This is a genomic window from Sphingobium sp. B2 (assembly GCF_007693735.1).
Taxonomy (GTDB): domain Bacteria; phylum Pseudomonadota; class Alphaproteobacteria; order Sphingomonadales; family Sphingomonadaceae; genus Sphingobium; species Sphingobium xenophagum.
This window is the reverse complement of the sequence record NZ_VDBZ01000011.1, coordinates 1-21,091: the sequence shown is the minus strand read 5'-3', so window position 1 is coordinate 21,091 and position 21,091 is coordinate 1. Positions and strand designations below refer to the sequence as shown.

Below are 21,091 nucleotides of genomic sequence, written 5' to 3'. Positions count from 1 at the left end.
ACTCGCCAGGAGCGAGCACCCGGCCCGGGTAGCGCAGGACGCACAGTTGCAGCGCGAAGCCAAAACGATTGTGGGCGCGCCGGCGCTGGCGGATATGCCCGAGATCCTCATCGCTGAGGGTATAGTGCCGCAGCAGCTCACCTTGATCGACCGGCAAGTGAAGCGGCGCCTCGCGCTGTCGATCGGTCAGGGTCACGCGACGCGGCATACATGCTCCTTATACTTTCCGAGCTACGGTTTGAGATAGCTTGATTGAGATGCTGGTTAAGATACACAATAGCCCAATCTTATGTGCTCATGTTCGTCACCGCCTCAAACCTTCGTTTGTGATCCATGCTGATCGGCTACGCCCGCGTGTCCAAAGCCGACGGCTCGCAGTCGCTCGACCTGCAGCACGATGCCCTTCGCGCTGCCGGTGTCGAGCCAGGCAATATCTATGATGATCGTGCATCCGGTAGCCGTGATGATCGCCCCGGTCTTGCCGCCTGCCTGAAATCGTTGCGCGACGGCGATGTCCTCATCGTTTGGAAGCTCGACCGGCTCGGCCGAACGCTCACCCACCTGGTCAGCACGGTGCAGAATCTGTCGGATCGCGGTATCGGTCTGCGGGTGCTCACCGGCAAGGGCGCGCAGATCGACACCACGACGCCATCGGGCCGGATGGTGTTCGGCATTTTTGCCACACTGGCGGAGTTTGAGCGGGATATGATCCGCGAGCGCACCATGGCTGGCCTGGCCGCTGCCCGCGCGCGGGGACGCAAGGGTGGCCGCAAGTTCGCCCTCTCCAAGGCCCAGGTGCGGCTCGCTCAGGCTGCTATGGCCCAACGCGACACGTCCGTTTCCGACCTCTGCAAGGAACTCGGGATCGAGCGCGTCACTCTCTACCGCTATGTCGGTCCCAACGGGGAACTCCGGGATTACGGTCAGCGCGTGCTTGCTGCCAAAACGCGATGATGATGACGGGAGCCCCGATCAAACTTACCCAAGCGGACGCCGCAGACGTTGCAGACCTGTACAACCGTTGCAGCGACTATTTCCTGTTGCAGGACGGGGCCGCGCCCACGCTGGACGATGCTCGCGAGCTTTTCTCCGATGTGCCGCCCGAAAAGAGCGCCCACAATCAAGCTGTCCTGGGATGGAAGGGGCCTGGCGGCCTATATGCAATCGCGGCCATCCTCCGCGATTATCCGCGTGATGGCACATGGTATCTCGGCTTCATGATCGTAGATGCCGCACAGCGTGGTCGTGGCGTCGGACGCTCAATTTACTCGACGGTCGAAAGCTGGGCCGCTGCGAGAGGTGCCACAGAGATTCGGTTGGCCGTGCTGGAAGCGAATGAAGCGGCAGAGCGATTTTGGCGTTCTCTCGGCTTCATTGAGTATCGGCGCGTTGGGCCAGACACCTTCAAAATGCGTAGCCATCGCCGGATAGAACTGAGCCGTCGCCTTTCTGGCGCGACCGTAGAAGGCAGCAACAAGTAAGATCTCGCGCCGGCTATCTGGGCGAGCTTGGCGTAGGATTCCGCCCCCTCCCGCAAACGCCCCCAATGACGATAATCCGCTTGCGTATGTGAAATGACGATAGTAGCTCTCTGTCACTGAAATGACGATAGACCCTGCCCCTTCCCTGTTCGACGCCGTGCCGCCCCCCGCCGTGGACGGCGACGATCGCACGCCCCTGCTGCCGGTGCGGCACCCCAACCAGGACCTGTTCATCTGCGACGTGCTGGACGCCATCCCCAAGGATGACATGGCCTCGATGGAGCATCCGGTCTTTTCGCTCTCGACCAAGCCCGACAACCGGATGCGGCGCTACGAGCATAACGGCAACATCATCGAGATTATCCCCTCGGGCAAGGGCCTGGCGACGATCCACGACAAGGACATATTGATCTACTGCATTTCGCAGCTCGTCGCGAAGATGAACCGGGGCGAGCAGCCTAGCCGCACCGTGCGCCTGCAAGCCTATGACATGCTGGTCGCCACCAACCGGCAGACCAGCGGCGAAGGCTATCGGCTGATGGCCGACGCCCTCACCCGCCTGCGCGGAACGACCGTGCGGACCAACATTCAGACGGGCGGCGTCGAGGAAACGCGGATTTTCGGCCTGATCGAAGAAGCCAAGATCACCCGCAAGACGTTCGACGGGCGGATGCTCGATCTGGAAATCACCCTGTCGGATTGGGTCTATCGCTCGGTTATCAGCAAGAACGTCCTGACGCTCCACCGCGACTATTTCCGGCTCCGCAAGCCGTTCGAGCGGCGCATGTATGAGCTGGCCCGCAAGCATTGCGGCGTGAAGGACGAATGGAAGATCGGGCTAGAGCTGCTGCAAAAGAAATGCGGCTCGAACAGTCCGCTCCGAGTGTTCCGCGCCCTGGTCAAGAAGGTCTGCGAACATGACGCGGATCACGGCCATTTCCCCGACTATGCGGTGACGATGGAGGATGACGTTATCCTGTTCCGCAACCGCTCGGGCCTCAAGGGCAAGCCCGATCCGGTCGCCATCGCCGACGATGCGCCCTATATCGACCCGGAAACCATGCACGACGCCAAGACGGCCGCGCCAGGCTATGACGTGTATGCGCTCCGTGACGAATGGGTGTCGTGGTGGCACGACATGGGCAAGCCCGAACTGAAAAGCCCCCGCGCCGCCTTCCTCGGATTCTGCAAGAAACGGCACGAACGCAAGCCGCTGCGCTGACCTTCGCCCCTATGCGGGCAAGCGGACATGTTCACATGCAAGCATGTGAACATGTGAACACACCGGAAATGGATGATCTTGCGGATTGACTGCTATCGTTTGAAAATATGGCTCTCGAACTCATTCAGTAAATGCCCCGCAGCAATATCTTCGCCTGCCTTATAAGCAGCAAAGGAGCGGCCCAATATTTCATTGAGCGTTGCGCGCTTTGTCTCATGCTCAGATTCCGGGTAGGCAACCTCCACTCCTTGACGCAAGAGTTCAAAGGCGCGATCCAAGTTCATCTGCTGATCTTCGGGGAGGAAATCCCGATACGGAAAGTCGTCAGGCGCATAGCCTCGTACGTAGGCTATATGATTCCAAAGATCGTCAACATTTTCGACAACGAACATATATGCGCCCTCCCCAATATGTTTGCATGTGAACATGCCCGCAACTGGTATTTAGTCGCCGTTGCGGCGCAAGGTTTTCTCGATCAGCCAAAGATGGAAAATATGGGCCGCGACAAACCCGCTTCCTATGAAGATCAAGGACGGAATCACCATTCCCTCTTGGCCGGGCCTGGGCGTTAGGGTCATCGCTCCAATATTGAACAGCCCCAGCACGCAGATCGCCAGAACAGGGGTAAAACTAAGAACGAGCGCGCGGGGGGCAGACCCGATCACTGTTTTGGAAAGAGGCTCTGACCGAGAAATCATCCATTGCATCGGCAGCGCGAAGATGGCGGATATGATTAGAACGGCCATGAACATTCCCTAACGCAGATGTTTGCATGTGCACATGCTCACTTGCCTACAGGGCTTTCCCCCATCTTGCGAAGCCAGTCGTTGAACGCCTCGGCCATCGCGTCCTGCAAGCTCATGCCGTGCTTGCGCGCGGTCATGTGCATGGCGAACGACATTTCCGGACTGAAATAGCCCGTCATCGCCTTCTTGCCCTGACGGCTCGGCGCAACCGGGCTGCTGCTCGATCCGCTGCCGGTCGCCGTGCCGGTCCTGGGCGCGATCGGCGCGGATGCCCTGCCCTCCGGCTCGGCCGACGCCGGCGACGGCGCGGGTTCGCGATCCCGCAATGCAAGCAATGATGGCTTCCGGCTCATGCGCTGGCCCTCCGCTTCCTAGATGCTGGCATGTTTACATGCTTACATGCCCACTTGTAAAGCTCGCGCACCTCGTCGGCCGCCTTGCCGTTCGGCTCGATCTCCATCACGGTTTTCCCTTCGGTCGCCGCGTGGCGGAACGCGGCGCGGTCGGCGACATGCAGCGGGCAGGCGTCCAGCCCATAGCCCTGCACAAGCTGCGCGGCCTCGTCATACATGCGCGGCGCGGTCGGGCTTCCCGCCGTGAAGATGACGAAAGCGGGCTTGCCGCGCATCTTCACAAGGCTGGCGGTGGTCTTGATCGCGGCCAGGTCGAACGCGCTCGGCCGACAGGGGATCAATACCAGGTCGGCCGCCTCGACGGCGGCGCTGGCGGCGCTGTCGGCATGGGGCGGGGTGTCTATGACGATGAACGCCGCGCCCTGCGCCGTCGCCTGCTCGATCTTGGCCGCGAGGCGAGGGGGGGCGCTGTCGATCACGACCGGGGGCGCGTCCTGACGCCATGCCGCCCATTGGCTCGCCGTCGCCTGCGGGTCCAGGTCGATCACCAGCGCGGTATGCCCGGAATCCTCGGCGGCGGCGGCCAGATGCAGGGCGAGGGTGGTTTTCCCCGCGCCGCCCTTCTGGCTGATGATGGCAATTGTTGGCATGTGAATATCCTTACATGACCGCATGTTTGCATGTGGGCATAGAGCAAGCGGCATCCGAATGAAAGGGGGAGAGGGGAGGGGGCTTAACCCCCTTTGCCCTCGTCTCCCTCGGCCTCGTCATCGTCCAGCGGCTCATGGCTCATCTGGCCGTGATCCTCGATCGGGCAGAGCGGCGCTCCGGCCAGTTCCAGCCATTTGCTCGCGGTCCTGACGGTATAGCCGCACGTCGCGCACTCGCATTTGAGCATCCGAGCTTTCTGCTTCTTGGGCGCGGTCGACTCCCCGCCGGTGTCGAGACGGGCATGGGGTAGGGGACCAGCATCGGCCAGGATCGGCGCGACCGCCGCAAGGAACGCCTCGCCGGGAGTGGTGGCGCGCATCGGCCCGACAAGGCCAAGCCCCAGCGCGACCCGTTTAAACGCCTTCCCATGCCCTGCCGGGCTGCCGACAGCGGCATGGACCAGCTCATGCGCGAGAATGGCCGCGATCTGCGCCGGCATGGCGTCGGCCGCGTGCGCCAGGTCCGGGCGGATGAAGATTTCAAAAGGCCCGTCCGCGCTTAGCCGGTTGTCCCAGCACTCGCCGATCGCCTTGCCCTTGGCTCCCCTGCTGGTGAAGCCGATCGCCACGCGCACACGCGAGGGCAGGGGGCTTTCCAGCGCCTCGAACAGCGGAGCCATGCCCTGCGCCACCCGGTTGAGCCAGCTTTCGCGGTTGTCCTGTTCCATTGCCTCTACTCCTGTCTCTTATACACATCTAGATGTGTATAAGAGACAGGTCCTCTCCCCACTCAACACACGACATGCCGGCGCCCGCGCCGGCCCATCGCCCAAGCGAGATCCGCGCACGCGCTCTCGCCCGCCATGTGGATCGTCACCTTGGGCCAAGACCGCATGCGGGCTTGGGGAGCGCGCGCGACTAGAGCCACGGTGCCGCGCCAGCGGCAGGCGCTAAATCGCTTATTCGCTGTGACAACCATGCGTGAGAGACGGGGAGGGCGTTCGCGGATGCCCGCCCCAAGGTTGCAAATATGCGATCATGTGCTATAGTTCATAGTGTTAATAGGACAATGCCGTGCGGATTTTCAAAACCAAATGGGTCGCGCGGTTTGTCCGGCGCGAACGAATTGATGATGCGGGCTTGAAAGAGGCTATCGCGCGGGCGGAGCGCGGAATCATCGACGCCGATCTGGGCGGCGGCCTCATCAAGCAGCGGGTCGCGCGACCAGGGCAGGGGCGATCGGGCGGGTTCCGCATGATCGTCGCCTATCGGACGGAGGAACGGGCGTTCTTTCTCTATGGCTTCGCCAAGAACGAGCGCGATAACATCGAGGACGACGAATTGCAGACCTTGCGGGACATCGCCGCCGAATTTTTGAAACATGACGACACCGCCCTTGATGACGCCGTGGGCGAGGGCAAGCTACAGGAAATCGACAATGGCGAAGAAGCTTAGCAAACTGACCGAAGCCCTGCTGGAAACGGCCGAGGACATGCACCGCGCCGGCCTGATGGGCGATGAAACCTATGAGAAGATCACCGTTCGCCACCTGGGGCCGGACGTGGTGCCCTCGGCCGAGCCGATCAGCCCGGAAGAAATCCGCAGCGTTCGCAAGCGGGCGCATCTGAGTCAGGCCGCCCTGGCCAAATATACGAACCTGACGCCGGGTTATATCTCGCAGCTCGAACGCGGCACCAAGCAGGCCAAGGGGCCGGCACTCGCGATCCTGAACGTGATCCGCCGCAAGGGCATCGAAGGGGTATTGTAATGAGCCTGATCGGCCGCCGCTCGTTTTCCGATCTGTTGAAGGAACGGAATGAGCGCAGCGCGCGCAGCGATGCCCATACGGCGAAGATCGCGGCCGCACTGGCGGCGGCGCAGAAGATCGGCGCTGGCGAGACGGGAGCCGAATTGCTCGCGCGCCGCGCCAAGGGCCGCAGACCATGAGGGCGATATTCATCCGGCATGGCGAAAGCACCGGCAACGCCGGCGTTCCCTGTCACGACCTCGCGACGATCGAGCTGACGGAGCGGGGCCACGAACAGGCGCGCGCGGTCGCGGCGAGCTGGGCGCAAGCGCCCGCGCTCATCGTCACCTCGCCCTATACCCGCACCCGGCAGACCGCCGCGCCGACGATCGCCAGATTCCCCGCCGTGCCGGTGGAGACGTGGCCGATAGAAGAGTTCACCTATCTGCAACCGGCGCGCTGGAACGGCACGCGCAGCGCCGAACGGATGCCGCACCTCGAACGCTATTGGAGCGCGGCCGACCCGGATTATTGCGACGGGGAAGGGGCGGAAAGTTTCCGCGCCTTGCTCCGGCGCTGCGACGCGGCGCTTGCGCGCCTCGCCGCCATGCCTGCGGGATCGCTGGTCTATGTGTTCGGGCATGGGCAGTTCATCCAGGCCGCGCGCGCGATCGTCGCCGACGCCCATCTGGACGATCGGGCCAAGATGCGCGCCTTCTGGCGCAAGGGCGAGCCGCCAGCGATCAGCAACGCGGAGCGGGTAGGGTTCCATTGGCAGGGCGACCGCTGGGCCTGTGCGTCGGCCGTCGCCGCGTGATGGCGGAAACCGCCTGATTTTCGCGCGTCGGACAGGGAACGGCTAGAATGGGGTGGAAAGCGCACACTCGCCGTGGCAGTCAACACCCCTCCAACTAAACCGGTGGGCTGTTGATGAATCAAGCTGAGCAAGCGTTAAAGACCCTTCTTGAACCGATGTTGCGTGAAGAGGGGTTCAAGTCTCAGCCGCAGCTGGGATTTAAGAGGCGCACCAGCTTCGGATTCCATTATCTCTCGTTTCCATCGTTCGCGATGGGCAAGGGTGGCCCCTATGTGATCAACGTAGGTCTAGGCGTTCGGCACAACCAAGTCGATGAGATTGTCAATCGGCTCGGACATATATGGGGTGAAGTTAATAAGAAGAATACTACCACCCTCTACCGGGGGCTTGGATACTTCCCTTTCGACGAGGCGAGAGATAACGAGAAGGTCATTTCTCCCGACCAAATGGAAGCGGGAACACGTTCTGTCGCATCCTGTGTTTCAGAAATGCTTCTTACAGACGGCTTCAAGTTCTTTCGCCACTATTCGGACATTTACGAGTGCTCCGTTGGTTTAAATGCGCCCATCGAAGGGCACACGCACCCGCTCTGCAACAACTTCCCACTTCGGGGCTACTACGGCGTCGCCGCTGCGGCCCTCGCGCAACCGGAGCGCGTGCCCTCTTTGATACAGAGCTACACCGATTATGCTCGCCGAGATGGCGTTGTCGACAACGGAGTATATGAGGTGGGCAAGGAACTTTCGGGCGTGGATGCGATTGCATCGCGGCTGGAGTTCGTCGCGGAAGCGGCGTTTGCCTCCGCTTCATAGTAGCGAACGTCCGCAACCGGTCGCGTGCCGACCGACAGCTTTGCCCTGACGGCAATCACATGGCGGGCGTCGGAAATGGCCTGTTTGTCGGGCGTCAGAAAGCTAAACCCAAAACTCGCCGGTAGCGGGTAGCTGGTCTGCGTTCTTGCCGCGCTTTGATGGATACCGCAGCTTCCTGAATTTCTGTCGGCTGAATGCGTTGCCAAGAGCGACCTCAATAGTTTCCGCCCATGCAGCGGCGGTGAGCCGTTCGTCATGGCCATAGAGGGCTGCTATAATATCCTTAGCAATTTCTTCTCGCCCCATCATGTAGGCGAAAGCAGCCGCATCCATATCGACCATCGAGTCCTGAATATAGCAAGCGGTCAAATCGATGCCATGCTCGATAAGGAGACGGGCCGATTGGACAAGATTGTCGATTGCCTCATTCACATCACGATATCCGGCTTGGGTCGCGAACGTAGCATTGCGGTAAAGTGAAGAAGAAATGCAGGAAAAGAGAGGATTTCGGAGGGACGTAGAAACATCCAATTTACAACCACGCGATAGCAGAAATTCAACTACCTGAACCCTGCCATTCGCACACGCCTCTGCAATAGGGGCGACGCCATCGCGGCTATCCCGCAAGTTGATGTCCGCCCCAGCATCGACCAAACCCTCAACAATGGCGATGTTGCCGCGCCCGCAGGCATTATGAAAATGGCATCCGGTCACCGGTTCCGCATTTGCGAGTTCATCCGGGAATCTTATGAAGACGCGGCGGACTAACGCTGGATCACCGCTTTCCATAGCATCCCAGACTTGCCGCGCCGGGGATATTGAACCACTTTTGAATAATTTACCAAACAACGCGGTGCCCTCTTCCCTCCAGAATACCAATCCCTGCTAACGCGAGCAATCGGACGATTTTATCGTTGAGGCGACGGAAAACACATGAAATCCGGCAGGGGACGGCGCAAATCCTAGAGATTCCGGCCTCTCACACTGTTGCGCCGCCTCTCCATCCCTAACAATGTCCGAAAAACCCTGTCGGATTGCCCGGATGCACGACAACCAGCCCGGTGGGGTTTTCCGTCACCTCGCAATTTCCCGGCGTGCGCCGAAAATCAAACAAGCGTTGACCGATACTGATCCAGCATCGGCGGCCGGTGCAAGCACTCGGAAAAGCGAAACGGGCGTGTTGTCAGCGGAGCTACCGCCTGCGCCGCATGGTGCCGGGCATTCATCAGGATCACATCGGCCTCCGGCAGCACGGCCGATTGCACAGCGATCAGGAGGGAACGCGCTGAGCCGGCCCATTCGTCCACGAAAGCTTTTTTAGCCTGGTCATCCAGACTGTCGGGCACGCGTTCCGGCACCGCGTTCACCAGGGTCCAGCCCAACATATAATCCATATCGGCATCGCCGGATTGAAGATACCGCAAGGCGACAAGAACAGCTAATCCGGCTTCGCTCGCAAAACTGATGATGGGCTGACCGGGTGAGAAGTCTCGCCCCCCAAACTGCAAAGCGCCTTTGCCATCAAGGGCCAGATGTTCTTTCTGAGTCAATCGCCAAAGTTTCATGGCTTCACCATGCAAAGCATAGCCTTACGAGGCAACGAAAACCCTCGATTCCCCAACGCCGGCTCAAATCAACACCCGCTCCACCTCGTCAAGCGTCACGTCATCGGGGCGACGGTCATAGAGCTGGGTGGTGCGGGTCGAGCTGTCAACGGCGGAGCAAAATCCGGCCACACGGCGGCGTAAAAGTAGGCCACTTGGCGGCGCAAGCGGGGAACGTCGGGAGGGCGTAGCCCGACCAGAGTTTCCCGCTTGCGGCGTCGGCGATTTTGGTGAGGGTTTCAGCCTGCCTTTCGGGCGCGGCTTTGGGCGAGACGGTAGCTTTCGCCGTTCATCTCGAGGATGTTGACATGGTGGGTGATACGGTCGAGCAGCGCGCCGGTCAGGCGCTCGGACCCGAGTGTTTCCGTCCACTCGTCAAAGGGCAGATTGCTGGTGATCAGGGTCGCGCCGCGCTCGTAGCGTTGCGAGATCAGCTCGAACAGCAGTTCCGCGCCGGTCTTCGAGAGCGGCACGAAGCCCAACTCGTCGATGATGAGGAGCTTGTAGGCGGCCATCTGCTTCTGGAAGCGTAACAGCCGCCGCTCGTCGCGCGCCTCCATCATCTCGCTGACCAGTGCGGCGGCGGTCGTGAAGCCGACGGCCAGGCCCCTCTGGCAGGCGGCCAGGCCGAGCCCGAGGGCGACATGAGTCTTGCCCGTGCCGCTGGGACCGAGCGCGATGACATTCTCGCGCCGCTCGATCCATTCGCAACGCGCCAGTTCCAGCACCTGCATCTTGTTGAGCTTCGGGATGGCGGCAAAGTCGAAGCTGTCGAGACTTTTGACGACCGGGAACTTCGCCGCCTTGATGCGGCGTTCGACCTTGCGGCGGTCGCGCTCGATCATCTCCCGTTCGGCAAGCCGGGTCAGATAGCCGATATGATCGACGCCCTCGGCGGCGCATTGCCGGGCCAGCTTCTGGTACTCGCGCTGGAAGGTCGGCAGCTTCAAGGTTTTGAGATAGTGGGCAAGCAGGATCTCGGGGGCCTCGGTGCTCATGCCGCTTCCTCCCCCTCAACGTTACCGAGCAGGCGCATGTAGGCCTTGACCGAGGTCGTCTCGACATTCGCCCTCGGCAGGTATGGGTAGATCGACAGGTCCAGTCGCGGCGGCCGGCGCTCCACCTGGCACAGGACCAGATGCTTGACCGCATCGAAGCCGATCGCACCGAGATGCAGGGCCTGCTTCACCGCCGCATGCAGATCGGCGAGGTCGAAGCTTTCCAGCAGCCGCAGAACCTGCACGTACTCGCGCCGGCCGTGCTTGTTCATCCTCGCCTCCATCAGGCGGCGCAGCGTGGCGAACTCGCCGGGCAAGTCCCAGCCCTGGAGAGGAGCAGCCTGATCCAGCGCGTTGATCTTCTGCTCGATCAGCGGCAGGTAATGCAGCGGATCGAAGACGACGTCTTCGCGTTCCCAGCACCGCGGATGGCGGGCGATGATCTCGCCGCGGCAGCCGATCACCACCGCGTCGACGTAGCCGCGAACCCAGACATCCTGATGCCCGTAGGCGACCGGGACCGAATAGTCGTTGGTCTTGTAGCGCACCAGCGACTGCGCCGTCACTTTGGCGCTGGCCTGGTCGCAGGCATCGAAGGGTGCCGCCGGCAATGGACGCATGGCGGCAAGATCCCGCTGCAGCCGTTCCCCGATCGTCTCGCTCTCGCCGCGCAGCCTGTCATGCTGACGCTTGCGGCATTGCTCTTCCAGCCAGGCGTTGAACGCATCCCATGTCGCAAACCGCGGGATCGGCACCATGAAGTTGCGCCGGGCATAACCGACCAGCCCCTCGACGTTCCCCTTGTCGTTGCCCTTTCCCGGACGGCCATAGCGATCCCGGATCAGGTAGTGGGACAGGAAGCCACTGAACAGTGCCGCACGCTTGCGTGTCCCGTCGGGCAGGATCTTCGCCACAAGGCAGCGGTCATTGTCGTAGACGATCGATTGCGGCACCGCGCCGAAGAAGGCGAACGCATGGATGTGGCCATCCACCCAGGCCTCGGCCACCGCCGCCGGATAGGCTCGCACATAGCAGCCGTCGCTGTGCGGCAGGTCGAGCACGAAGAAGCGGGCCTTCTGCTCCACGCCGCCGATCACCACCATCGCCTCGCCAAAGTCGGCCTGCGCATGGCCCGGCGGGTGCGACAGCGGCACGAACACTTCCTGTCGGCGCTGCTCGCGCTCGCGCATGTAATCCTTGATGATCGTGTAGCCGCCGGTGAACCCGCATTCGTCGCGAAGCCGGTCGAACACCCGCTTGGCCGTGTGCCGCTGCTTGCGCGGTACCTTCACGTCCTCATCAAGCCAGTGATCGATCGTTGAAACAAACGCATCCAGCTTCGGCCGGCGCACCGGAGCCTGCCGCCGGTAGCCGGGTGGGGTCGAATACGACAGCATCTTGCGAACACTGTCGCGCGATATGTTGAAATGCCTCGCCGCCTCGCGCTGGGTCATGCCGTTCCCACAGGCGACGCGGACCTCCCGATAAAGTTCCACGGTATAGATCTCCCGGCCCTCCCTGCACGCTGCAGACAGGACATAGGTGGACGACTTTTACGCCGCCCGAAGCGGGACTATCCCGCCGCTACCGTGGTAGGTTTTTGCACCGCCGCTCTCAGCCTCAGCACGGTTTTAGTTGCCCGAAACCCCGCGCGGTTGAGACGAAAAACAGGAGAACACCCCCCGCTGATGCAGAACTCACAAGTTTTGCATCAGACTAGAAAGCGCAGAAATCTGCGCCTCTCCGTGATGCAAAAATCTGATGCACATTCTGGCGCTGTTCTGCTGCCAGTATCCCTGTTTCAAGCACCATCGCCCTGATGCAAAAGTTTTGAGTTACGCATCACCCAGATAATGGCGAGCGTGCCCATAACTGGCCTTCTTCACATTGACACTCCTTTCCGCCCACCCTTAAGCAGTACGCTAAGCGAAGGTGCCGTCCACGCGCTGCCATTGGGCGGATGCGGGGGGACGGTGAAAAGGGAAGCCGGTGTGATTCCGGCGCTGTGCCCGCAACCGTAATGCCAGTGCGCGAGCCTTCGGGTTGAGCCGGCAAGTCGGGAACCTACCCTCGCCGTCGTCCGCGCCCGGCCGGGTCCAGCCGCAAGCGCGTGGAGAAGTGTGGGCCTTTGGCGGGACCGTGCCGATCCTCTGGGGCGACAACGTATGTCGCATTACCCGGAGGAATTTCCATGCCCATCGCCCTACTTCTTGCCGCTGCCGCTGCCGGACCTGTCACCGTGGACGGCGCGGTGCCGCCCGATATCGTCGTTACCGCTGCGCTGGTGCCCGTAGCGTCCGCTGACGTGCCCGCCTCCAGCTCGATGCCAAGACGATCGAGTCACTGGGCCAGCCCCTCGCGCTCGACCTTATCCGCCTCACGGTCGCGTCATCGGGCACGCAGGGCTCGCTCACCCAGATACGCATTCGCGGAGCGGAGGCGAACCACACGCTGGTCTTTGTGGACGGGATCGACTTCAACGATCCCGCAGCCGGGGATCGATCCCGAAGACGCGGCGATGATCCAGGGATTCCTCATCAACAAGTTTCGCGGTGATCCCGCGCTGTTCGAGGACCGCTATCGCGACATCGAGCGCCTTTCGGGCTGGCCCGGCTTCGGCGTGGTGCCGTGGCTCGCAGAGTGCGCGCGGCTCCCGAGCGAGGATGCGGTCGTGCTCGAAAGGCGGCAAGCGCTCGCCTCCGGCCGATTGCTCATCGCCTGCCTCGTCACGCCGCGCATCTCCAATTTCGACGATCTCGATCCGCTCAAGCTCGAACCGGGCATAGAATTGGCGATGATTTCCCCGGGTCAGCCAATCCCGGTCGAGGCTGCTTTGATCGTGCTGCCGGGCTCCAAGGCGACCATCGCCGATCTTGCCGCGATCCGGCGCGAAGGCTGGGACATTGATATCCTCGCCCACCATCGTCATGGCGGCGCGGTTTTGGGCCTGTGCGGTGGTTATCAGATGCTCGGCAAGCGCATCGCAGACCCGGACGGCATCGAGGGCGCACAGGCTGATGTGGCGGGCCTCGGCCTGCTTGATGTCGAAACCGTGCTAGCTGGAGAAAAGACGTTGCGGCGGGTCGCGGGCGAGGCGCTGGGCGCGCGGTGTGAGGGCTATGAGATGCACATCGGCGCTACCTTTGGTCCCGATACAGAGCGCCCGCTCGTGCGGCTCGACAGCGGCCGCAACGATGGTGCCGTGAGCGCAGACGGCTTGGTCTCGGGCACCTATCTTCATGGGCTGCTGGCGGATGCCCGGCAGCGGGCAGCATGGATCGCGCGGCTCGGCGGCAATGGCGCGGGCGTCGATTATCACGCCTCGGTCGATGCCGCGCTCGATGGTCTTGCCGCCGAACTCGAACGACATATCGATGTCGATACGATCCTCGCCCTTTCATCAAAGGCGAGCCGAGATTGATAGTAGCACGGCTCCGTTTAAACGCTCTCCGTCCAATCGCCGGCGTCTGTCATTGGTCTATAAGGCACTCCGATCCGGATTTTGGCGGTGCCCCGCCGGCGCAGAGTGGCGGCGATATGACGCTCGGCCGCCGCGCGATCGGGAAAGGCGTGGCGCTGCGCCTGGCCGCGTGTGCCGATCCGGCCCCAACGGGTTTCGACAACGATCATGCCGAACAGGTCGAGGCTCGCGGTGATACTATAGCGCCGGCGGATGTTGCGCGCCGGATCGAGCGCCACCAACTCGATCGCATCGGGGATAATTGCGCCTTTCATGGCGCAAAGCCTACAAAATCAGCTCTGCGTTGTCCGACGACTTCTTTGAATCAAAAGCCGCCCATTGATTCACAAAGTCTATAGAAGTGTCGCGATAACTCAGCCGGCAATGCTTGATGCTCTCCCTGGTTCAGTTCATGTGTTTTTTCATGCGCCATAGGGCTTCGACCGTAGCAGCCTTGATGCTCGCGATCGGCGCGGCCTCGCCGATCGCCGCGCAGTCGGCCGACCAGAAGGCTCCGCAACCGCGCATGGTCTATGTGCCGGGACGCGGCACTGTTCTTGTCCAGCCCGTGCCAACCGATGATCCCCGTGCGGTTGCGCGCACGGTCATCGTGCCGGGTTACGGCGAGGTTTATGCCGTACCTGTGCGGCCAAAGGATACCCGGAGCCCGAGACCACGCTGTGTGGATGAAGAAGTTGCGGCCGTAGGTGGCTCGCCCTCTTCCCTCGCCATGTCGGCGATCGACCTGAAGCGCAGTAACGCTAAGCGTTCATCCACCGCATTGCCTGTCGGTGCCGCGCATGCCATTAAGTCGCCGATGACCGACTCTGCCACCCTGTTCTGCGCGGACTATTGGCGCTCCCTCTAGGGAGCGGCATGTCGTCATCATTCATGACCATCGCCGCCGTGCCGGGGGGAATGGTCTAATCAGCAAACGTCACCTGTCGCGGCGGCCTCCGAGGGAGGAAAGCGAAGTGACGTTCTCGAACAAGGTGAGCTGGGCTATCGAGCCCGGCCGCTGCGCGCTGCTGATCCACGACATGCAGCCGCACTATCTCGGCGCACTTCCCGAGGCTTGTCGCCGCCAGCTTGTCGCCCACGTGCAGACGATCGGGATGGGGTGCATCGCGCGCGGAATCCCGCTCTTCGCTTCCCAGGTGCCGGCGCAGGACGCGCGCGAGCGTGGCCTAATGCTCGATATGTGGGGCAGGGGACCCACCGCCGCCAGTGACGCCCTCGATCCGGAGCTTAGGTTTGACGGGCTGTAACCGTCCGGCCTGACCCGCTTGCCGAAGCGCAGAGGAGTGCGCAGGACGTCCTTAAGGTCGCACATAAGGACGCGCTTAAGGACAGCCATGACGCAGGTGACGGTGTTGACGGGGGCTGCTCGCCGCCGGGATTGGTCGGATGAGGAACGGCTCGAGATTCTTCGTGAGGCGTTTTCGCCTGGTGCCAAGGTCCAGCACGTTGCGCGGCGGTACGACGTCTCTCGTAGCCTGATCTATCAGTGGCGTCGTGCGGCTCTGCGCCGGGTGCAAGAGGCGTTCGTCCCGGCGGTGATCGACAATACGCCGGAGCCGGCCGTGGTCCCCACCGCACCGACCGAGCCGGAAGCGGCGATCGTGCTGGAGCTGACCGATGGTCGGCGGATGCGCATTTCGGCATCGACGCCGCCGGCGTTGGCAGCGGCTGCGCTGAGGGCGGTGCGATGATCCCGTCGGGTGCGCGGGTGTGGATCGCGATGGGCCATACCGATATGCGGCGCGGGATGCAGAGCCTGGCGGCGATGGTCCAGCAGCACTTCACCAGGGACCCGTTCGCCGGCGATCTCTGGGTCTTCCGGGGCCGCTCCGGATCGCTGATAAAGATTATCTGGCATGATGGGATTGCCATGTCGCTGTACACACGGCGGCTCGAGAAGGGTAAGTTCATCTGGCCCTCCGCGAAGGACGGCGTGGTGTCGCTGACGAGTTCGCAATTGGCCTGCCTGCTCGACGGGATCGACTGGCGCAACCCGCAGTATAGCTGGCGTCCGCAGAGTGCCGGATAACTTCACAAGACCGCGCATTTTCGGCTTGCCCTCGGGGCCTGGGGATGATTCACTTCGTTCATGGAAGCCGCCGTTTCGCCCTTTCCGGACGACGCCGATGCGCTCAAGGCGCTCCTCGCAACGGCGCTTCTGAGGGCTGACGAGGCTGAGCAACGCGCCGCAAGCGTCGAGGCCGAGCTGGCCAACGCCCGCGCCCTCGCGAGCGCCACCGAAGCGCTGATCGCACACCTCAAGCTGCAGAACGCCAAGCTGAGGCGTGAGCAGTTCGGCCCCAGTGCCGAACGCACGGAGCGGCTGCTCGCGCAGTTTGAGCTCCGGCTCGAAGACCTCGAAGCCGACGCGGCCGAGGACGAACTCGCCGCCGAAGCCGCCGCGGCAATGACGGCAACCGTTTCCGCTTTCCAGCGCAGGAAGCCGGTCAGGAAGCCATTTCCCGACCACCTGCCGCGCGAGCGCGTCGTCGTGCCCGCGCCGTGCTCGTGCCCGGCTTGTGGGGGCGGGCGCCTGTCGAAGCTCGGCGAAGATATAACCGAGACGCTCGAGGTGATCCCGCGTTCGTGGAAGGTCATCCAGACGGTGCGTGAGAAGTTCGCCTGCCGGGATTGCGAGAAGATCACGCAGCCGCCCGCACCCTTCCACGTCACCCCGCGCGGATGGGCTGGCCCCAGCTTCCTCGCCATGCTGCTGTTCGACAAGTACGGCCAGCATCAGCCGCTCCACCGCCAGGCCGAGCGCTTCGCCAGCGAAGGCGTGCCGCTCAGCGTGTCAACACTGGCTGACCAGATCGGTGCGGCCTGTCAGGCGCTCATGCCAGTCTTCCACCTGATGGAGGGCCACACCTTCGCCGCCGAGCGCCTGCACGGCGACGATACCACCGTGCCGGTCATGGCCAAGGGCAAGACCGTCACCGGTCGATTATGGAACTATGTGCATGACGATCGACCCTTCGGGGGCAATGATCCGCCCTCGGTCGTCTTCTACTATTCCCGCGACCGATGCGGCGACCATCCACGGCGCCACCTCACGGCCTGGTCAGGGATTCTGCAAGCCGACGCCTATAGCGGCTACAATGAGCTCTATGCGCCCAACCGGCAGCCCGGGCCGATCCTCGAGGCGGGATGCTTCGCGCACGCGCGGAGGAAGTTTTTCGAGCTCGCCGACGTCGAGGGCGCGGCACGCAAGAAGAGCCGCGGCAAGAAGGCGCCGATCGTCTATCCGATCGCGCTCGAGGCCGTGCAGAAGCTCGACGCCCTGTTCGCGATCGAGCGCGACATCAATGGCAAGAGCCCGGCCGAGCGCCTCGCCGTCCGTCAGGAACTCAGCGCGCCGTTGATGGCCGAGCTCCACAAATGGCTGAACGCGCAGCTGGCCCGGATCTCGCGCAACCACGACCTCGCCAAGGCCATCAACTATATGCTGCGCCGCTGGGACGCGTTCACCCGCTTCCTCAGCGATGGCAAGGTCTGTCTCTCAAACAACGCCGCCGAGCGTTCACTGCGCTGCGTGCCTCTCGGGCGCAAGTCGTGGCTGTTTTGCGGCTCGGATCGCGGTGGCCAGCGGGCGGCGGTCGCCTATTCGCTGATCCTGACCTGTCGACTCAACAACGTCGATCCGCAGGCATGGCTCGCCTACGTCCTCGCCCGCATCGCCGACCATCCCGTCAGCCGCCTCGACGAACTGCTCCCGTGGAATTGGAAGGCCGCCCAAGTCGCGCTCGCCGCCTGATCCAAACTGCGCCGCGGTACTCGGCGTATGCTTACCCCTCGGCGAATGCGATGGCCGATAAAGTCTCCCAGCGAACGCGGCTTTGCTCGCATCTTTCGGCGAGCAGCTGGTCGACCCATTTTGTCCAGTGACGGCCCGCCCGCAGTATCAAGAAAATAGCGCGAAACTCTCGTTCGATGCGAGAGTTGGTCGGATAATGGTCGCCATACTGCGGAGCGTCTTCGAAGAGAGGAGGTCTCACTTTGGACATGAACACTCCCTGCACTTCCAGCAATCTACGTTCATCTCTGTGCGTGAACGTTGTTTGATGCAATCGGCCAAAAGACACCTCGTTAACTTGCGCAGGCCAGTATCGCGGCTCTCGCAAGGCGTTGCGAGAATCTGCAATAATGCGCTTGGCAGCCCGCGTGCAACGCACCAATCCGTGGCGGCCATCAGCTTCGCTCCGCACGGAGGTATCGTAAAACCCGCCTCCCTTTCAGCGCACTTGAGTGGTCCATTCGCCTTCGCAGACGCTTACTCCCTTGCACAGATATGCGTAACATTATATCTACTTTTGCAGAAGCTAATCATAGGAGAGAGCCATGCCATTCCAGGTCAATCAGCTGCATCCGATCTTTGCGGCAGAAATGTTCGGTTGCGACATCCTCAAGCCGGTGACGGATGAAACGAGAAATGCCGTCGAAGATGCGATGGCCAAATATGCCGTGCTGGTTATCCGCGATCAGGCGGCCGCGAGTGACGAGGATCAGGTCCGCTTTGCTAAGGCATTCGGGCCCTTGGAGTTGCCGCCCGATCTCGGCATGTCGGAGAGGACGAGGCCGACGCGCGTCCATCCGAAACTCTACGACGTGTCGAACTTGGACGAGAACGGCAATCTGGACAAACCCGATACGCTGCGCCGCAAGTTCGCCAAGGGCAACGAGCTCTTCCATACGGACAGCTCATTCAATGACCTGCCGACCAAATGGTCGATGTTGTTGGCCCACGTCGTCACGCCCACGGGGGGCAATACCGAATTTGTCGATACACGGGCAGCCTATGATGCGCTGTCGCCTTCGATGAAGGAGCAGGTCGAACCACTGAGCGTCATTCACAGTCTCACCTACTCGCGCGAAAGGGGTGGCCTCACCGGCACGACTGTTTTCGATCGCGCCTTTCCGCCGGTGACACAGCCACTTGTACGGACAAGCGCATCGGGCCGTAAGGCTCTCTATATCGGCGCACACGCCGCAACCGTTGTCGGCATGGATGAGGCGGCCGGGCGGACCCTGCTCGACAAGTTGATCTCGGATGCCAGCCGACCGGAGTATATATATTCACACAAATGGCTGCCCGGCGACCTCGTTATCTGGGACAATCGCTGCACTATGCATCGCGCGACCGAATATGCGTACATGGAGGACCGGCGGGATCTGCGTCGGGCGACCATCAACGAATTTGGCGAGGATCGCGTCGGCGCGCGACCGATCTAGGCTACGCGCATCTCGATCGGGGCACGCGCACGCCGCCGAACAGGCTCGTTCCCCATGCGAGAGGGGTCGCCAATGAGAGGGCGAAGACAGTGGGTGGAAAAGGCTTCGACTATATCATCATTGGCGCCGGGTCAGCGGGGTGTGTCCTTGCAAATCGTTTGTCCGAAGACCCCGGAGCCCAGATCCTCTTGAGCGAGGCAGGAGGACGCGATCGCCAGCCGCTGCTCCAGGTGCCGATCGTGGCCGGTTACTGGTTCACGCAGCGCTATTTCAACTGGTGCTTCGAGACCGAACCCCAGGCTAATCTGGCAGGACGGCGCATCAGCTGGCCTCGCGGGAAGGTCTGGGGCGGATCCTCTTCGATCAACGGTATGTCTATGTCCGCGGCCACCCACTCGACTATGAGCAATGGAAGTCCACCGGACTAACAGGCTGGGGTTGGGATGATGTCCTCCCCTATTTTCGTAAGGCCGAGCATTTCGCGCGCGGCGGCGATGCGCTCCACGGTGGCCAGAGCCCGCTGCCGGTCTCTCGGGCCGAAAGCAACCATCCTCTATCGCGCGCCTTCATTGGGGCCAGTCGCGAGGCCGGTTATCCCTATGCCGAGGATTTTACGAGCGCGGATCGCCGAGAAGGCGGCAGACATGATCAAGACCGGCCTCGACAATCAGCGGCATGCGACCATCGTGGAAGCATAGGATGGCAAGACATTCGGAAGATGCCTGCAGCCGTTCTCATCACGGACGGCGCGACGGCCCAGGCATTCGCCGCCGCCGGCCCAGTGTCATGATTGGCGATGTCGACGAGCGGGCGACCGGGGGGCAATCCAGAATCTGGAATGGCAGCCTGGATGAACGCTGATGTGCGAGAATGCCGAAGCGATGTCGAGCGGCGGGGCATGGTGCTCGGCAGGCGATCGCCTGGACCGGTCGTTTCCTTACCTGGGGGTGAGTGCGAGATCATGCGAGTGATCGAACTGGGCGATCATCTGCTTGTCGTCGGCGAAGTCTCAGCGCTAGCACGGGGCTTGGATGAAGCGCCGCTTCTCTGCCACCGTGGCGGTTATCATGCGACCGACAAGATCGCGCCGCTGCCTGGCTGCGCCTAGAGCAACTCGGACGGCGGAAGCTTGATCGGAGGCAAGTCGCGGGCCACGAGCCGGGCGATGCGCTCCTTGGTAACGCCGAGGCCTGATAGCACGGCCACGATCGCAAGGCAGGATCGGCGTGAGGGCGTTTAAACGGCGCGAGGATCTCGCGTCGGAAAATCGGCCGCCTGGGAGGCCCGTAGAGCGCCGTGGGCGGTTGACCCTCTCACCCCTTGCCTGACGCCTGAAAAGGGGCTGGGCGGGCCGGAAATCGCGCCTGCGGGGACGTTTCCGTCTCCCCTGCCCTCTCATGTTGATCGCCGCGCTATCCGCATGGCTTTTTTGGAAAGCCAATTGGACGGTTCGGCTTGGCGGTGAGCTGGATGGTTGGGCGCGGCGTTTAAACAATTCCAAACAAACAAAAAGTGTGCCGGCGTAGCCGGCTCATCATGGGGATGCCGGGTGGGAGGATGGCTTTAGCCATCCGGGGCGCCCGTAGGGCGCGAGCCGGCGGGGCGAAGCCCCAAGAGGCGGCGCTTTTCTTCCTTTCGGCGTGGAGGAAAGCGCGACGGCCAAAAGTTATCCACAGCCTCGCCCTAGTGTTAAAATATGGGTTTAGTGATGTGTTACGGGATTCTGGCGGTTTCGTATCTCCTTGAAAATAGGGAGATAATCGGCCGATTTTTGCGCGTGGGTGAATCCACTATGACGAAAAAGCGAATCCAGAGTGACGAAAAAGCGAATCCACTATGACGATAGCGCCAGGCCCCGCGCGCGCCCTCCAAGCGTAATCGAAATGACGATAGCGGGCGGGTGAATCTGAAATGAGGGGGCGTTTGCGGGAGGGGGCGGAATCCTACGCTA

General features: G+C 62.1%; 27 protein-coding genes, 3 pseudogenes and 1 riboswitch. Of the genes and pseudogenes, 18 read left to right on the top strand and 12 right to left on the bottom strand.

The features are described 5' to 3' along the window. A partial coding sequence (locus FE851_RS25295; protein ID WP_145206907.1) for a DUF4158 domain-containing protein occupies positions 1 to 208 on the bottom strand: 208 nt, incomplete at its 3' end. Positions 209 to 333: 125 nt separating this feature from the next. On the opposite strand from FE851_RS25295, the gene FE851_RS25290 reads away from it, so the two are divergent. From FE851_RS25290 to FE851_RS25280, 3 genes are all read left to right on the top strand, one after another. Further along, positions 334 to 954 carry a recombinase family protein gene (locus tag FE851_RS25290; protein ID WP_008832583.1) on the top strand — a complete coding sequence of 207 codons (621 nt, stop codon included), beginning with the start codon at positions 334 to 336 and terminating at the stop codon, positions 952 to 954. Next, complete coding sequence (locus tag FE851_RS25285) at positions 954 to 1,481, top strand: GNAT family N-acetyltransferase (protein WP_008832584.1); 528 nt, start codon at positions 954 to 956, stop codon at positions 1,479 to 1,481. Before FE851_RS25290 ends, FE851_RS25285 begins: the two co-directional genes overlap by 1 nt. Positions 1,482 to 1,602: 121 nt before the next feature. Then, on the top strand, positions 1,603 to 2,703 hold the full coding sequence (locus tag FE851_RS25280; RefSeq protein ID WP_145206906.1) for a replication initiator protein A: 1,101 nt from the start codon (positions 1,603 to 1,605) through the stop codon (positions 2,701 to 2,703). A 92-nt stretch (positions 2,704 to 2,795) separates the two neighbouring features. Here the strand turns inward: FE851_RS25280 and FE851_RS25275 are convergent, their stop codons facing one another. From FE851_RS25275 to FE851_RS25255, 5 genes are all read right to left on the bottom strand, one after another. Next, positions 2,796 to 3,095, bottom strand: a complete 300-nt coding sequence (locus tag FE851_RS25275) for a hypothetical protein (protein ID WP_145206905.1) — start codon at positions 3,093 to 3,095, stop codon at positions 2,796 to 2,798. Positions 3,096 to 3,146: 51 nt separating this feature from the next. Then, a complete protein-coding gene (locus tag FE851_RS25270) occupies positions 3,147 to 3,449 on the bottom strand; it encodes a hypothetical protein (protein WP_145206904.1) in 303 nt (100 codons plus the stop codon). Between the two features lie 38 nt (positions 3,450 to 3,487). Next, complete coding sequence (locus tag FE851_RS25265; RefSeq protein ID WP_145206903.1) at positions 3,488 to 3,802, bottom strand: ribbon-helix-helix domain-containing protein; 315 nt, start codon at positions 3,800 to 3,802, stop codon at positions 3,488 to 3,490. Further along, on the bottom strand, positions 3,799 to 4,452 hold the full coding sequence (gene parA, locus FE851_RS25260; RefSeq protein ID WP_145206902.1) for a ParA family partition ATPase: 654 nt from the start codon (positions 4,450 to 4,452) through the stop codon (positions 3,799 to 3,801). Before parA ends, FE851_RS25265 begins: the two co-directional genes overlap by 4 nt. Before the next feature lie 83 nt (positions 4,453 to 4,535). Further along, positions 4,536 to 5,180 carry a SprT family zinc-dependent metalloprotease gene (locus FE851_RS25255; protein ID WP_145206901.1) on the bottom strand — a complete coding sequence of 215 codons (645 nt, stop codon included), beginning with the start codon at positions 5,178 to 5,180 and terminating at the stop codon, positions 4,536 to 4,538. Positions 5,181 to 5,526: 346 nt separating this feature from the next. Between FE851_RS25255 and FE851_RS25250 the strand changes: the two genes are divergently transcribed. The 5 genes from FE851_RS25250 to FE851_RS25230 all read left to right on the top strand — a co-directional run bounded on the left by FE851_RS25250 (position 5,527) and on the right by FE851_RS25230 (position 7,828). After that, the gene (locus tag FE851_RS25250) at positions 5,527 to 5,907 is read left to right on the top strand and encodes a type II toxin-antitoxin system RelE/ParE family toxin (protein ID WP_145206900.1); all 381 of its coding nucleotides are present in this window, start codon (positions 5,527 to 5,529) and stop codon (positions 5,905 to 5,907) included. Next, the gene (locus tag FE851_RS25245; protein WP_145206899.1) at positions 5,891 to 6,220 is read left to right on the top strand and encodes a helix-turn-helix domain-containing protein; all 330 of its coding nucleotides are present in this window, start codon (positions 5,891 to 5,893) and stop codon (positions 6,218 to 6,220) included. Before FE851_RS25250 ends, FE851_RS25245 begins: the two co-directional genes overlap by 17 nt. Next, positions 6,220 to 6,399, top strand: a complete 180-nt coding sequence (locus tag FE851_RS25240; protein WP_145206898.1) for a hypothetical protein — start codon at positions 6,220 to 6,222, stop codon at positions 6,397 to 6,399. Before FE851_RS25245 ends, FE851_RS25240 begins: the two co-directional genes overlap by 1 nt. Further along, the gene (locus FE851_RS25235) at positions 6,396 to 7,016 is read left to right on the top strand and encodes a histidine phosphatase family protein (RefSeq protein WP_145206897.1); all 621 of its coding nucleotides are present in this window, start codon (positions 6,396 to 6,398) and stop codon (positions 7,014 to 7,016) included. The genes FE851_RS25240 and FE851_RS25235 overlap by 4 nt, the downstream gene beginning before the upstream one ends. A gap of 113 nt (positions 7,017 to 7,129) precedes the next feature. Beyond that, positions 7,130 to 7,828, top strand: coding sequence for a hypothetical protein (locus FE851_RS25230; protein WP_145206896.1), 699 nt, complete (start codon positions 7,130 to 7,132; stop codon positions 7,826 to 7,828). A gap of 102 nt (positions 7,829 to 7,930) precedes the next feature. Here the strand turns inward: FE851_RS25230 and FE851_RS25225 are convergent, their stop codons facing one another. From FE851_RS25225 to istA, 5 genes and pseudogenes are all read right to left on the bottom strand, one after another. Next, positions 7,931 to 8,677: an ankyrin repeat domain-containing protein gene (locus FE851_RS25225; protein WP_222422998.1), complete on the bottom strand. Its 747-nt coding sequence runs from the start codon at positions 8,675 to 8,677 to the stop codon at positions 7,931 to 7,933. A 257-nt stretch (positions 8,678 to 8,934) separates the two neighbouring features. Further along, positions 8,935 to 9,393: an RES domain-containing protein gene (locus FE851_RS25220; protein ID WP_145206894.1), complete on the bottom strand. Its 459-nt coding sequence runs from the start codon at positions 9,391 to 9,393 to the stop codon at positions 8,935 to 8,937. Positions 9,394 to 9,456: 63 nt separating this feature from the next. Continuing rightward, positions 9,457 to 9,537 (bottom strand): annotated as a pseudogene (locus FE851_RS27130) (integrase/recombinase); the annotation flags it as partial. A gap of 134 nt (positions 9,538 to 9,671) precedes the next feature. Further along, a complete protein-coding gene (istB, locus tag FE851_RS25210; RefSeq protein ID WP_137114004.1) occupies positions 9,672 to 10,430 on the bottom strand; it encodes an IS21-like element helper ATPase IstB in 759 nt (252 codons plus the stop codon). Continuing rightward, on the bottom strand, positions 10,427 to 11,926 hold the full coding sequence (gene istA, locus FE851_RS25205; RefSeq protein WP_145201800.1) for an IS21 family transposase: 1,500 nt from the start codon (positions 11,924 to 11,926) through the stop codon (positions 10,427 to 10,429). The genes istB and istA overlap by 4 nt, the downstream gene beginning before the upstream one ends. Before the next feature lie 417 nt (positions 11,927 to 12,343). Next, positions 12,344 to 12,517: riboswitch (cobalamin riboswitch) on the top strand. A gap of 247 nt (positions 12,518 to 12,764) precedes the next feature. Here istA and FE851_RS27125 point away from each other — a divergent pair. Both FE851_RS27125 and FE851_RS25200 read left to right on the top strand, forming a co-directional pair. Beyond that, on the top strand, positions 12,765 to 12,986 hold the full coding sequence (locus FE851_RS27125) for a TonB-dependent receptor (protein ID WP_306999319.1): 222 nt from the start codon (positions 12,765 to 12,767) through the stop codon (positions 12,984 to 12,986). Continuing rightward, positions 12,928 to 13,851: pseudogene (locus tag FE851_RS25200) on the top strand (cobyric acid synthase); the annotation flags it as partial. The gene FE851_RS27125 and the pseudogene FE851_RS25200, both read left to right, overlap by 59 nt. Positions 13,852 to 13,868: 17 nt before the next feature. On the opposite strand, the gene FE851_RS25195 reads toward FE851_RS25200, so the two are convergent. Then, entirely contained in the window at positions 13,869 to 14,165 is a 297-nt protein-coding gene (locus FE851_RS25195) for a WGR domain-containing protein (protein WP_145206892.1), read from the bottom strand. A 116-nt stretch (positions 14,166 to 14,281) separates the two neighbouring features. Between FE851_RS25195 and FE851_RS27120 the strand changes: the two genes are divergently transcribed. The 8 genes and pseudogenes from FE851_RS27120 (at position 14,282) to FE851_RS26470 (ending at position 20,248) form a co-directional block, all read left to right on the top strand. Then, positions 14,282 to 14,758, top strand: coding sequence for a hypothetical protein (locus FE851_RS27120; protein ID WP_257551855.1), 477 nt, complete (start codon positions 14,282 to 14,284; stop codon positions 14,756 to 14,758). 106 nt (positions 14,759 to 14,864) lie between these two features. Then, complete coding sequence (locus FE851_RS25185; RefSeq protein ID WP_145206891.1) at positions 14,865 to 15,158, top strand: hypothetical protein; 294 nt, start codon at positions 14,865 to 14,867, stop codon at positions 15,156 to 15,158. Between the two features lie 87 nt (positions 15,159 to 15,245). Further along, positions 15,246 to 15,602, top strand: coding sequence for an IS66-like element accessory protein TnpA (gene tnpA, locus FE851_RS25180; protein WP_145204632.1), 357 nt, complete (start codon positions 15,246 to 15,248; stop codon positions 15,600 to 15,602). Next, positions 15,599 to 15,940 (top strand): IS66 family insertion sequence element accessory protein TnpB, encoded by a 342-nt coding sequence (tnpB, locus tag FE851_RS25175; RefSeq protein ID WP_145204634.1) that lies wholly within the window; start codon positions 15,599 to 15,601, stop codon positions 15,938 to 15,940. Before tnpA ends, tnpB begins: the two co-directional genes overlap by 4 nt. Before the next feature lie 60 nt (positions 15,941 to 16,000). Beyond that, positions 16,001 to 17,665 (top strand): IS66 family transposase, encoded by a 1,665-nt coding sequence (gene tnpC, locus FE851_RS25170; RefSeq protein WP_145204637.1) that lies wholly within the window; start codon positions 16,001 to 16,003, stop codon positions 17,663 to 17,665. 584 nt (positions 17,666 to 18,249) lie between these two features. Then, positions 18,250 to 19,140 (top strand): TauD/TfdA dioxygenase family protein, encoded by an 891-nt coding sequence (locus FE851_RS25165; RefSeq protein ID WP_145206890.1) that lies wholly within the window; start codon positions 18,250 to 18,252, stop codon positions 19,138 to 19,140. A gap of 89 nt (positions 19,141 to 19,229) precedes the next feature. Beyond that, positions 19,230 to 19,930, top strand: a pseudogene (locus FE851_RS27425) (GMC family oxidoreductase). 171 nt (positions 19,931 to 20,101) lie between these two features. After that, positions 20,102 to 20,248 carry a hypothetical protein gene (locus tag FE851_RS26470; RefSeq protein ID WP_186378988.1) on the top strand — a complete coding sequence of 49 codons (147 nt, stop codon included), beginning with the start codon at positions 20,102 to 20,104 and terminating at the stop codon, positions 20,246 to 20,248. Positions 20,249 to 21,091: the final 843 nt, after the last annotated feature.